Source organism: Paenibacillus sp. LRG-1, assembly GCF_057220305.1.
In genome coordinates this window covers 5,518,183-5,530,841 of record NZ_CM170126.1, presented here as the reverse complement: position 1 = coordinate 5,530,841, position 12,659 = coordinate 5,518,183, and the positions used below count along the sequence as shown (strand labels likewise).

Here is a 12,659-nt window from a genome sequence, read left to right as displayed (position 1 = left end):
GTATCTTAAAATAGCCACTTTAAGGGCTACGATATTTGATATAAGAGACGATAAATAGATCGGTTACCGTGTTCGGGAACGGTCTTATTTGTGCTTCTTGAACTTGATACAATAAACAGAGTGACTTTGGATGAGGTGGAACATAGATGAGTAGTACAGAAAATGAAAAAGGAGCACCTGACGGTTTTAATAGATCCGGCTCTTTGTTACCTGCCGCACGGACAGGCGAACGGAAGATTGAGCACGTCCGCCTTTGTTTGCAAGAAGATGTGGCCGGACAAGGCATCACCAGCGGGCTAGAGCGATATGCCTTTAAGCACTGCGCTCTGCCGGAGTTGCATTTTGACGAGGTTCGTCTGGATACTACCTTTTTAGGACAGGCTGTACGAACACCGCTGCTTATTAGCTCCATGACAGGCGGCAGCGCCGAGACAGGAGCGATTAATGAGCGATTAGCAGAGACAGCGGAGAGACGCGGCTGGGCGCTGGGCGTCGGTTCGGTACGGGCTGCGGTGGAAAGGGAAGAATTAGCTTCAACCTTTGCGGTTCGCCGTCTAGCACCCAGCATCCCGATCCTTGCCAATCTGGGCGCGGTGCAGCTGAACTACGGATTTGGCGTGGACGATTGTCGCCGTGCAGTGGAAATTGCCGGAGCAGATATGTTGGTGCTGCATTTGAACGGATTGCAGGAGATTTTCCAGCCCGAAGGGAATTTGGATTTTAGCGGCCTGCTTCAGCGCATCGAGGAGTTGTGTCGTCAGCTTTCAGTGCCTGTAGGAGTGAAGGAAGTAGGCTGGGGCATAGATGGCGAGACGGCATCGAGACTGTATGATGCGGGTGCTGCCTTTATTGATGTCGCTGGCGCAGGTGGGACAAGCTGGAGCCAAGTGGAGAAATTTCGTAATCCTGATCCTGTGCGTCGTGCCGCAGCGGAGGCGTTTGCGGATTGGGGAAATTCAACCGCTGATTGTATCGTGGAAGTTAGAGCTGCTCAGCCACATGGTGCTCTGATCGGTAGCGGTGGACTGAGAGACGGTGTCGATGCAGCGAAGGCGCTCGCTCTGGGGGCTGACATGGCAGGCTTCGGGCGTTCTTTGCTCGGTTCGGCGGTTGACTCCAGCGAAGCGCTGGAAACACGCCTGGAGCAGGTGGAGCTGGAACTCCGAACGGTCATGTTTGGGATTGGGGTAGATGGAATAGAAGGGCTTAAAGACACGACTCGACTAAGAAAGAAGGTAAATGGATGAGCGGACTTATTACATTGGTTCAGATGAATGCGGAGCAATATGATCGATTTGAACAACGCTCGCTTGCCGACTATGCGGATGAGAAAATCCAAGCAGGTACATGGACGGTAGAAGAAGCACCAGAACGTGCGGCAGAAAGTTTTGCTCGATACCTGCCACAGAGGCTAGACACACCTCATGCTCACCTGTATATGTTGATGTTTTCCGATGCCGGGGGGCAGAGTCAGGAGGAAGCTGGCTATATCTGGTTCAATATTACGGACGGCGCGCAAGGAAAAGAAGCTTTTCTACTGGATATTCTTGTATACGATTCATACCAGGGGAGAGGTCTAGGTACGCTGGCGATGGAGGCTTTGGAAAAGGAGGCTCGCAGACTGGGAGCTGTCCGCATCGGTTTGCATGTATTTGGGCATAATGAGCGAGCTTTGCATGTATATCGCAAATCGGGTTATCGGGTTACGGATATCCAGATGAGCAAAGAAATCTAAATAGGGATATAGCAAAATCCTGAATTTCATAACCGTATGCTTGCCGCGTGTATAGGTTCTCATATATAATGTGGGTTGGTAAACTAACGGATGGCATAACGCATATTTTATATAAACGGGAGTTGTTCTGATTATGGCTTTAAAAGCGGGGATTGTGGGTCTGCCGAACGTGGGCAAATCAACACTGTTTAACGCAATAACGCAGGCGGGTGCGGAATCCGCAAACTATCCATTTTGTACGATTGACCCGAATGTGGGTGTCGTTGAAGTACCGGATGAGCGGCTGGATAAGCTGACTGAACTGGTTGTACCGAATAAAACGGTGCCAACGGCATTTGAATTTGTTGATATTGCAGGACTTGTGCGCGGTGCGAGCAAGGGCGAGGGTCTGGGTAACAAGTTTCTGGCTCATATTCGTGAAGTGGATGCGATTGTACATGTGGTACGTTGCTTTGAAGATGAGAACATTACCCATGTGGACGGCAAAATTGACCCGATCAGCGACATTCAGACCATTAATCTGGAACTGATTCTGGCGGATATCGAAAGCGTAGACAAGCGTATTGAACGTTCCCGCAAAAACATGAAGGGTGGCAACAAGCAGTACACCCAAGAGGTTGAAGTGTTGGAGCGGATCAAGGAATCGCTGTATGCTGATAAACCGGCGCGTAGCTTAGAATTGTCGGATGAAGAACGGTTGATTGTACGCGATCTTCATTTGCTTACGATGAAGCCTGTACTCTACGCAGCTAATGTTAGCGAAGATGGCGTAACGGAAGCTGACAGCAATCCATATGTGCAAAAGGTACGCGATTTTGCCATAGATGAAAATGCAGAAGTGGTGCCGATCAGCGCCAAGGTAGAATCTGAAATTGCTGAGCTGGAAGGCGAAGACAAGGCGATGTTCCTTGAGGAGCTTGGATTAGCTGAATCCGGATTGAATCGTCTGATTAAAGCAGCTTATCGCTTGCTGGGCCTGTATACGTATTTCACAGCAGGTGTGCAGGAAGTACGCGCTTGGACTATTCACAAAGGAACGAAAGCACCGGGTGCTGCGGGCGTAATTCATACGGATTTTGAACGCGGATTTATCCGTGCCGAGGTTGTATCCTACAACGATTTGGTCGCTGCTGGTTCGATGAACGGGGCTAAGGAACGTGGTCAGCTTCGTCTGGAAGGTAAGGAATATGTAGTGCAGGACGGAGACGTTATGCATTTCCGTTTTAATGTTTAATATATAATTTCCAGAGTACAATACTCGATTCGGATATATAAAAGACGATGATTCAATGTATGTGTGTTCTGAAATGTGCTAGATTATGTGGTCGCTGCCTATATTAGGGCGGCGACTTTTTATTGTATTGAATGTTGTGTGGATTTTTGCAAAATCCTAAATTAGTCAGTATTTCTTGTAGCTAATTCATGAATTAGTTGGTATAATAAAGAGCTGTAGCCAGTGAAATTGAAGCTGGTTTCATATTAATTTAACTGAAGAGGTGAATCGCTTGTTGGACCGATTGCAATCATTGGCGGACCGCTACGATAAACTGAGCGAACTGCTCTGCGATCCGGATGTAGCGAACGATAGCAAAAAACTTAGAGATTATTCCAAAGAACAGTCTGATTTACAGCCTGCTTATGAAGCATATACCGAATATAAAAATGTCGTTGAAGAGCTGGAAGCTGCAAAAACCATGCAGGGTGAAAAGCTGGACGACGAGATGCGTGAAATGGTCAAAATGGAGATTGATGAACTTAGTGTTCGCAAGCGGGAGCTGGATGAAAAAATTCGTATTTTGCTGCTGCCGAAGGACCCGAATGATGATAAAAACGTTATTATCGAGATTCGTGGTGCAGCGGGTGGTGACGAAGCGGCACTGTTCGCAGCTGACTTGTATCGGATGTATACTCGTTATGCCGATACCCAAGGCTGGCGTGTAGAGCTGATGGACGCGAACATGAATGATCTCGGGGGCTTTAAAGAGGTTATTTTCATGATTAACGGCCGTGGTGCATACAGCAAAATGAAATTCGAAAGCGGCGCACACCGCGTACAGCGGATTCCGACAACAGAATCAGGTGGACGTATTCATACGTCGACATCTACAGTATCCGTTATGCCTGAGGCAGAAGAAGTGGATATTGAAATTTCCGACAAGGATATTCGCGTGGATACGTTCTGCTCCAGCGGTGCAGGCGGGCAGTCCGTTAATACGACCAAGTCGGCGGTGCGTGTGACACATATGCCTACAGGTATTATGGCAACCTGTCAGGACGGCAAATCCCAGAACTCCAATAAGGAGAAGGCGCTGCAAGTTTTGCGTGCCCGTATTTCGGATATGTTGCGTCAGGAAGAGGAAGCCAAATATGCAGGCGAGCGTAAGAGCAAAGTAGGTACTGGAGACCGCAGTGAGCGTATACGTACCTACAACTTCCCGCAAAGCCGTGTAACGGATCATCGTATTGGCCTAACTATGCATAAGCTGGATCAGGTGATGAACGGGGAGATCGAAGAAATCGTATCGGCGCTCACGATTGCAGAGCAGGCTGATTTGATGGAACAAGAGGTTTAAGTTTTGGGGAACGAACGCGATTGTGTGTATCGGATGTCGCCGGAACGGAACATGAGTGTCAGAGAAGCCTTAGTTGAGGCTTCTTCTTTTTTAGGAAGCTGTGGTGTTCTGGAGCCGCAGCACAATGCCCGCTTACTGCTGGAGCATGTGCTCGGGTTGGAAGGCACGGCGTTTTACGCTGCTCTGGGTGATTCGTTCCCTTCCTCCGTCAGGGAAGAGTGGGAACGGATTATAGCCCGCAAAGCTGCGGGTGAACCGGCGCAGTATATTATCGGACGGCAGGAATTTTATGGCCGCCCGTTCGCGGTTTCGCCGTCGGTGCTGATTCCGCGCCCCGAGACAGAACTGCTCGTCGAGGCGATACTCCAGCACGGCGATCGGCTGTGGCCAAGCGGCGCTCCGCAGGCGCTCGACATCGGCGCAGGCAGCGGTGCGATTGCCGTGACGCTGGCGGCTGAGCGACCGAGCTGGCGCGTGGCGGCAGGGGATATTTCGGCTGCCGCGTTAAAAGTAGCGACTCATAATGCTGCTGCGAACGGCGCAGCCGTAGAATTCCGCGAGGGCGATCTGCTGGCGCCGTTCGCGGGAACGGCGGTGGACATTCTCGTGTCCAACCCGCCGTACATCCCGGCTGCTGACATCGCTGGCTTACAGCCAGAGGTACGCGACCATGAGCCGCGGATGGCGTTGGATGGTGGTCCTGACGGGCTCGGCCCGTATCGGGCAATGCTGGAACAGCTCGGACTCCTTCAGGCTCCGCCGCGGCTAATCGGGTTTGAGCTGGGGATGGGACAGGCCAGAGACGTGGCTGGTCTGCTGGCACAGGCAGGTCATTGGAAGAACATTATAATCGTTCCTGACCTTGCAGGGATCGAGCGACATGTCCTAGGTGTCTCGGAGTAGTGCTGCATTTTCTTTTTGCGAGTCTTTCCTTTAGAATAAGAGGAGTATGACCGAGAAACGGCTCAGGGGGAAATCATGCTTCAGAAATTGAAAAAAATTGACGGTCCGGTTATCTTTATTCTGGTTTTGCTCATGGCGATTAGTATCATAACGGTATACAGCGCAGGTAGGGGCCCTACGAACTTGGCAGAGCACGGCAATGACTACCAGAAGATGATCGGGTATTATATATTGGGTTTTGTGGCGATCTTGGGTTTAGCGATGGTCGATTTTCGGATATTCATTAAAAAAGCCCTGTACGTATATGGAGGCGGAATATTCTTGTTGGGTCTCGGATTTTTTGGCGGGACGGTTAACAACTCTCAGGGCTTTTTGAAAATTGGTGGCTTGAACCTTCAGCCTGCTGAGGTATTCAAGCTGGTCCTTATCGTTTTTCTGACTTATATGCTGATCAAGAAGCGCAAGAGCAAGCTGTATTTTATTCAGGATGTTCTTCCAGTCGCTCTGGTGAGCTTTGTCCCGTTTGCCATGGTTATGGCACAAAATGACTTGGGTAATGCGCTCGGTTATATTGTCATCGTCATCGGTATGCTATGGATTGGTAATGTGAAGGCATCCCATGCGTTAATCGGATTTATCGTATTTGCAGTCGCTGTTGGCGGCGGGATTAAAGCTTATATTTCGTTTCACGATGAGATTGATTCCTTTATGAAGGGGATTGGCCGTAGTCACTGGGTTGAGCGTTTGGACCCTTGGTTGGTACCGGAAGAGGCAACCGCGAAGGCGTCTTATCATACCAAAAATGCCAAGCTGGCGATAGCCTCTGGCGGGATGATGGGCAAGGGCTTTTTGCAAGGAACCTCGGTACAGTCCGGGCGTGTTCCTTATACGTACGCGGATTCTATTTTTGTGGTCGTAGCGGAGGAATTTGGCTTTGTAGGCTCTTCAGTGCTGCTATTGTTATATTTTATTTTGATTCACCGCATGATCCTGATTTCGCTGGAATGCCGGGATCGCGCCGGACCGTATATTATTGTCGGGATTGTGTCCATGTTGCTGTACCAGATTTTTGAGAATATTGGTGCGTTTCTGGGCATTATGCCGCTTACGGGGATTACGCTCCCGTTCATAAGTTATGGTGGTACCTCGTTGCTTATTAACATGGCTAGTATCGGCTTGGTTATGAGTATTAAGGTGCACGGCCAAGAGCTGGAGGATGATCTGCCACAGCCTTCCAGACTAAGCTTGACGAAGGCGAAAAAAGCCTAGCACAGGTGGAATGTGGCTAGATAATGATTGGTATTTGTGTGAGTTGAAACGGTGCAACGAGAGAGTCCAGATTGTGAAATCTGGGCTTTTTCATATTCCTCGGTGAGGGTCAGAAGCTTGGTGTAGCATGATTTGAGGGCATTATTGAAAAAAATCTGTAAAGTGGTCCTGAATCTTTTACAAGAATCATAGGTTTAGACTCTCCCAAACCGGACAGACTGATAGACATGATAGAGTTTGGGTTTGGGGGAGACGAAGATGAGAAATTGGATCAAGCAAGCTGCAATGATACTATTTTGTATTTCGATATTAATGATGTCTTGGGAAGGTCAAAAGACGGATGCTGCTATGACCACTGGAACAAGAGGAACCTTAGCATCAGGAGTAGCTACAACAGGGCTGAATGTGATTCCACATGACTCCATTCGACTGCGTATTTTGGCCAACTCGGATCGTCCGGAGGATCAGCTGGTTAAACGCGAAATACGGGACGCTATTGTACAGCAGATGAATGCCTGGGTGGGTGAGCTGGAAAACCCGCAAAGCTTAGATCAAGCTAGATCATTGATTGGTGCTCATTTACCTGAAATTGACCGTTTGGTAGGTACGGAACTGGCTCGTCGCGGCATTGCATATGATCATCAGGTGGAACTGGCGAGCGTACCTTTCCCAACGAAAATGTACGGTGGTCTGGTCTACCCAGCAGGGAATTATGAAGCGCTTCGGGTTACGCTGGGGCAAGGAAAAGGGCAAAATTGGTGGTGCGTGCTGTTTCCTCCGCTGTGCTTTATTGATGCAGGCAGTGGGGAAGCAGCGGCACAAACGGTATCAGCAAAAACGGATCACGGAGAAAGTCGGACGAATGCCGCTGACAAGGAGCCGGAAGTACGTTTTTTTCTGTGGGATGCACTTGCGGGACTGTGTAGCTGGGTGAGTGGCTTGTTTGCCTAAACGTTGAGGAGTGTAAGTTTCCCCATATGCTATAATGGAACTTACGATAGATATACACATGGCAGAGCCAAATGAACTGATCTTTCAAAGTAGCTTTATGGGGATCAAACGAAATAACTGGCTTGTATGACAATAAGATATGGGATGATCTGATATGAGCGATAAATCGAATCAAATGCAAGACTTGCGCGGAGAATTTGTGCAAAAGGAAAAACCTGAGCAAAAGCTAGATGAACAGGGAATTCGCGAGCTGAAGCAGGCATTGAAGTCTTCCCATACACAATGGTGGGATGTAAGATGTTTGGTTCCTTTGAGCAACACTGACGGGGATGTTTCTGACGAAATTTGGGATGAACAGACTCGGATCACGGCGGAAAAGGGCATACGCGAGGCCGCCTTACTCCTCCAAGCTGGAGAGACGGTAGCCTTTCCTACGGAGACCGTGTACGGCCTGGGGGCCGATGCGCGTAGTACAAAAGCGGTGGAGGCGGTATTTGCTGCCAAAGGACGCCCTTCCGATAACCCGCTCATTGTACATATTTCTGATGCTGATCAATTAGAGGGTATGGTAGCAGAAATAAACGATACAGCCCGAGCGCTGATGAATATGTTCTGGCCGGGACCGCTGACTCTCGTATTGCCGGTAGTGCCGCAGGCACTGTCATCGCGTGTGACAGCCGGGCTGAACACGGTTGGTGTGCGCATGCCGGATCATCCGATAGCGCTTCGTTTGATCGCTGAAGCGGGTTGTCCGCTTGCTGCGCCAAGCGCCAACCGGTCGGGAAGACCCAGTCCCACCCTTGCACAGCATGTGCGGGAGGATCTGGAGGGCCGCATCGGCGGCATTTTGGACGGAGGTCCCACGGGGGTGGGGCTGGAGTCCACGGTGGTGCAGGCGGGTGACGACGGAACCGTCACCATCCTGCGCCCCGGCGGCGTGACGGCCGAGCAGCTCGCTGCGGTTGCTCGCGCCGTCGTGCTGGACCCGGCGTTGGCCGCTACGCCTGGGGAAGACGCGGACAGCCCGGCGCCGCGCTCGCCAGGCATGAAGTACACGCACTACGCGCCGCGAGGCCGCTTGAGCGTGGTACAAGGCCCGTCGTCCGTTGAGGTGACGGGCTGGATTCGCGCCGCGCTGGCGGAGGCTTCCGCGCGCGGGGAGCGCACGGCAGTGCTCGCGTTTGACGAGCATGCCGCCGGCTACGCCGGAGAGCGCGTCTACACGCTAGGCAAGCTGGACGCGCTCCATGAGGCAGCGCAGCGCCTGTACGGCGTGCTGCGCCGCTGCGACGAGGACGGCGTCACCTACATTTTGGCGGAATCCTGTCCGCCGAAAGGATTGGGAGACGCCGTCATGAACCGCCTGCTTAAAGCGGCAGGTCACCGAATCGTCCGCTTGTAGCTTCTGTCGAATCAGAGCCTCTTATATTAAATTTTCCTCCCTCCTCATCTCGGTATTGGGTACTTTCAGTGTATGCTTGTACTGATTTCCCCCTTGTCCGCATAACGTGTACAAGAACAGACGGATAATGGAGGGATGGAGTATGCTGGCAGCCTCTGCCCATGCCGGGCAGGTTGTAACGATTCTGATCATGGCGGTAGCGCTAGGAATGGATGCGTTATCGCTGGGCGTAGGGATCGGCATGAAGGGGATACGCCTGCGAGACGTGCTGCGCATCAGTACTGTTATTGGTTTTTTTCACATTCTGATGCCATTGCTGGGAATGTTCACAGGCCATTATATGAGTTCTTTATTAGGTCATGTGACGGCCTACTTCGCAGGGGGGTTACTCATCCTTTTGGGCGGGCATATGGTGTATAATTCCTTTAAAGGGGACGGCGTACAGGTATTGGATCATCGTTCGCCTTTAGGCCTTTTGCTGTTTGCACTTGGGGTGAGCGTTGACTCATTTTCTGTAGGAGTGTCACTAGGTATGTTCCAAAGTGATCTGGTGCTGTCCGTTTTGGCGTTTGGTTTTTGCGGGGGAGCAATGGCGATGTTGGGTCTGCTGCTGGGTCGCAAGGTCAGCCGCAATCTAGGAGATTATGGAGAAGCAGTGGGCGGTGCCATTTTGCTGGCATTCGGCTTTATGTTTATGTTTTGATTTTAGCGTAGACAGTGTAAAATAAATGCAGGATTATAGTAAGGGATTAGAACTATAGTAATCCTCTGTTTATATATTTTTTTAACATACGGGGGGTGAAAACGTTGAAGAATATCTTATTCGTATGCACAGGGAATACCTGTCGCAGTCCAATGGCTGAAGGGATGCTGCGTAAGTTGGCTGCTGAGCATGGGCTAGAACTGGAAGTACGTTCTGCGGGAGTAGCCGCGATGGAAGGCACGCCAATATCCCGACATGCAGAGGCGGTTCTACGTGATCATGATATATCCGATCAGATCACTTCAACCTCTTTGAGCGACGGGCTTGCCGGGTGGGCGCATCTGATCTTAACCTTGACGCAAGGACATAAACAGCACGTAATTCAGCGCTTTCCCCAAACGGCGGGCAAAGTATTTACGCTTAAGGAATATGTGGAGAACCGGGATGCGGTGTTGAATGATGTACAGGAGTTGGATAGTTTATATGCTTCACAGCAGTTGATGGCTTCACTCGGACAAGAGCTATCGGCGCAGGAGCGTGAACGAATGATTGAATTACACCAACGGATTCCGGGCTTTGATATTTCTGATCCGTTTGGCGGTTCGCGAGAAGATTACGATGTCACAGCTGCGGAAATCCGTACGGCACTGCATAAGCTGCTGGACAAGCTAAAGGCATCTTCCGAATAAAATTGGTATTACTCATCTGTTTTGTACGGAATCTGTTGATTTTCGGCGGTTAATCCGTTAAGATAAGGTGGAAAAATGAGAATCCGATGTAACTGGCGACAAAAGTGGGATTAACCACGATGGAGCATCGGATATACGGCCGGTCGCCTGGGCAAAAGAGCAATTCCACATAGGTGTGGACTGCTCTTTTTTTCATATACAAGTTATGCCAGATTTTTAGCTGAGAGTTGATTCCATTAAAGATTCTTCCATTTTTTCTGCTCGAAATCTGAAACATCGGCTATAATATAGTCAGATTGTGATCAGGAGAGAGTGTGTTGAACTTGGGGCATGAGACCGTGCCTAGTCTCTGAGAGGCTGTTCAACCAAAGGAGGTTCCAATGGTGGAACAATTAGATCATGAGATTCCGCTGGAAGCACAGACCACTTCTGTCGTGCGGGAAATCGCAGAAGCAGCCAGTCTCAAGGCTGGTCGCCTGCTGGTTATCGGCGTTAGCACAAGTGAAGTGGCTGGAAGTCGGATTGGTACGGCGGGAGCGCTCGATGTGGCTCAGCAACTGTTGTCTGGAGTAGAGTCTGTTCGCAGGGAGTATGGCTTTGATGTGGCGTTTCAATGCTGTGAGCATTTGAACCGAGCGCTGGTCGTTGAACGGGCTGTGCTGGAGCGATTGGGACTGATGGAGGTTGCAGCTGTTCCTGTTCGTACAGCAGGAGGCTCTATGGCTACCGTCGCCTATCGTTCTATGAGCGACGCGTGTTTGGCGGCGAACGTGCAGGCTCATGCCGGGATAGACATCGGCGAAACGCTGATTGGCATGCATCTGCGACCCATTGCTGTTCCGTTTCGCCCAAGCCTTCGCTGGATTGGCGAAGCACGTGTGACAGCAGCGTTCACCCGTCCTCCACTTATTGGCGGACAACGGGCGGTGTACAGTCTGGAGCAAGAAGTCGGCGGAAACTGCGATTAGCATTTGGCATGGCGGCATGTTTGTACTAATCTTTTTTGCATTGATGATGAGGTACCCAACAGAGGAGCAGGCGTTTGCTTGTATACCCAACAATTGACTATGGAGAGGGAGTAATCAATCATGATGGAACACCTGCGTAAAAGTGACCCGGCAGTGATGGAAGCAATGGGACTTGAACTGAAACGACAACGCCACAATATCGAGCTAATCGCATCCGAGAACATTGTCAGTGAAGCAGTAATGGAAGCCATGGGCTCCGTGCTGACGAATAAATATGCTGAAGGTTATCCGAACAAACGCTACTATGGTGGCTGTGAGCATGTAGATATCGTTGAAGACATCGCACGTGACCGCGCGAAAGAACTGTTCGGCGCCGAGCATGCTAACGTGCAGCCTCACTCTGGAGCACAAGCCAACATGGCGGTGTATCTGGCAGCTCTCCAACCTGGAGATACTGTACTGGGTATGAATCTGGCGCATGGTGGCCACTTAACACACGGAAGTCCGGTTAACGCTTCCGGCTTGTTGTATAACTTTGCTGCCTATGGTGTACGCGAAGACAACTTCCGCATCGACTACGATGAAGTGCGTAAGGCAGCCTTCAAGCACCGTCCTCGTCTGATTGTAGCTGGCGCGAGTGCATATCCGCGTACTATTGATTTTGAAGCTTTTGCTTCCATTGCCAATGATGTAGGTGCTTTGTTCATGGTGGATATGGCACATATCGCAGGTCTTGTGGCAGCGGGAATTCACCCAAGTCCAGTTCCGCATGCCCAATTTGTAACAACAACGACACACAAAACGCTGCGTGGTCCGCGTGGGGGTCTGATTCTGACTCGCAAAGCATGGGCGCAAGCGATTGATAAAGCTATTTTCCCTGGTACTCAAGGGGGGCCACTGATGCATGTGATTGCGTCCAAAGCGGTTGCTTTGGGTGAAGCGCTCCAGCCATCGTTCAAAACCTATGCGCAAAACGTAGTCCGCAACGCACAGGTGCTGGCTGAAACACTGCTGGCTGAGGGGATTAACATTGTATCCGGTGGTACGGATAACCATCTGATGCTGTTGGATACGCGCAATTTGAATATCACAGGTAAAGAAGCGGAGCATGTATTGGATTCCGTGGGCATCACAGTGAATAAAAATGCGATTCCTTTTGACCCGACCAGTCCATTCGTAACAAGCGGGATTCGTATTGGTACACCTGCTGCAACATCTCGTGGTATGGATGAAGAGGCTATGGTCAAGATCGGTAAAATCATTGCCGAAACCCTTAAAAATCCGAAAGATGATACTGTATTGTCCAAAGCGAGCCAAGCGGTTGGCGAATTGACAGACAAGTTCCCGATCTATCCAGGAACTCAATACTAATTCATCAACATTCATAATCTTTATGTTAAAGGCTGTTTTCCTTCCGTAAGCCGGAGGTGAACAGCCTTTTTTTGCTTCCGAACGACTCGAAACTT

The 12,659-nt window shown here is 50.3% G+C and carries 12 protein-coding genes and 1 riboswitch; all 12 genes read left to right on the top strand.

Annotation, left to right across the window (positions count from 1 at the left end; all coding sequences use genetic code 11):
- Window positions 1-146: 146 nt before the first annotated feature.
- The 12 genes from fni (at window position 147) to ACUUJN_RS24415 (ending at window position 12,564) form a co-directional block, all read left to right on the top strand.
- Window positions 147-1,247, top strand: coding sequence for a type 2 isopentenyl-diphosphate Delta-isomerase (gene fni / locus ACUUJN_RS24470; RefSeq protein ID WP_484669012.1), 1,101 nt, complete (start codon window positions 147-149; stop codon window positions 1,245-1,247).
- Window positions 1,244-1,735 carry a GNAT family N-acetyltransferase gene (locus tag ACUUJN_RS24465; protein ID WP_028542186.1) on the top strand — a complete coding sequence of 164 codons (492 nt, stop codon included), beginning with the start codon at window positions 1,244-1,246 and terminating at the stop codon, window positions 1,733-1,735. The genes fni and ACUUJN_RS24465 overlap by 4 nt, the downstream gene beginning before the upstream one ends.
- A gap of 133 nt (window positions 1,736-1,868) precedes the next feature.
- Window positions 1,869-2,969 carry a redox-regulated ATPase YchF gene (ychF, locus tag ACUUJN_RS24460; RefSeq protein WP_023990724.1) on the top strand — a complete coding sequence of 367 codons (1,101 nt, stop codon included), beginning with the start codon at window positions 1,869-1,871 and terminating at the stop codon, window positions 2,967-2,969.
- 271 nt (window positions 2,970-3,240) lie between these two features.
- Complete coding sequence (gene prfA, locus ACUUJN_RS24455) at window positions 3,241-4,308, top strand: peptide chain release factor 1 (protein WP_023990723.1); 1,068 nt, start codon at window positions 3,241-3,243, stop codon at window positions 4,306-4,308.
- Between the two features lie 3 nt (window positions 4,309-4,311).
- On the top strand, window positions 4,312-5,211 hold the full coding sequence (gene prmC, locus ACUUJN_RS24450) for a peptide chain release factor N(5)-glutamine methyltransferase (RefSeq protein ID WP_075154859.1): 900 nt from the start codon (window positions 4,312-4,314) through the stop codon (window positions 5,209-5,211).
- Between the two features lie 75 nt (window positions 5,212-5,286).
- The gene (locus ACUUJN_RS24445; RefSeq protein WP_028542184.1) at window positions 5,287-6,480 is read left to right on the top strand and encodes an FtsW/RodA/SpoVE family cell cycle protein; all 1,194 of its coding nucleotides are present in this window, start codon (window positions 5,287-5,289) and stop codon (window positions 6,478-6,480) included.
- A gap of 258 nt (window positions 6,481-6,738) precedes the next feature.
- A complete protein-coding gene (gene spoIIR / locus ACUUJN_RS24440) occupies window positions 6,739-7,431 on the top strand; it encodes a stage II sporulation protein R (RefSeq protein WP_039271565.1) in 693 nt (230 codons plus the stop codon).
- Between the two features lie 154 nt (window positions 7,432-7,585).
- Entirely contained in the window at window positions 7,586-8,833 is a 1,248-nt protein-coding gene (locus ACUUJN_RS24435) for an L-threonylcarbamoyladenylate synthase (protein ID WP_341056834.1), read from the top strand.
- Between the two features lie 142 nt (window positions 8,834-8,975).
- Window positions 8,976-9,536 carry a manganese efflux pump MntP gene (locus tag ACUUJN_RS24430; protein ID WP_023990719.1) on the top strand — a complete coding sequence of 187 codons (561 nt, stop codon included), beginning with the start codon at window positions 8,976-8,978 and terminating at the stop codon, window positions 9,534-9,536.
- Between the two features lie 104 nt (window positions 9,537-9,640).
- The gene (locus ACUUJN_RS24425) at window positions 9,641-10,225 is read left to right on the top strand and encodes a low molecular weight protein arginine phosphatase (RefSeq protein ID WP_023990718.1); all 585 of its coding nucleotides are present in this window, start codon (window positions 9,641-9,643) and stop codon (window positions 10,223-10,225) included.
- A gap of 78 nt (window positions 10,226-10,303) precedes the next feature.
- Window positions 10,304-10,385, top strand: a riboswitch (ZMP/ZTP riboswitch).
- A 220-nt stretch (window positions 10,386-10,605) separates the two neighbouring features.
- Entirely contained in the window at window positions 10,606-11,193 is a 588-nt protein-coding gene (locus tag ACUUJN_RS24420; RefSeq protein WP_023990717.1) for a TIGR01440 family protein, read from the top strand.
- A 120-nt stretch (window positions 11,194-11,313) separates the two neighbouring features.
- Window positions 11,314-12,564 (top strand): serine hydroxymethyltransferase, encoded by a 1,251-nt coding sequence (locus ACUUJN_RS24415; RefSeq protein ID WP_484669011.1) that lies wholly within the window; start codon window positions 11,314-11,316, stop codon window positions 12,562-12,564.
- Window positions 12,565-12,659: the final 95 nt, after the last annotated feature.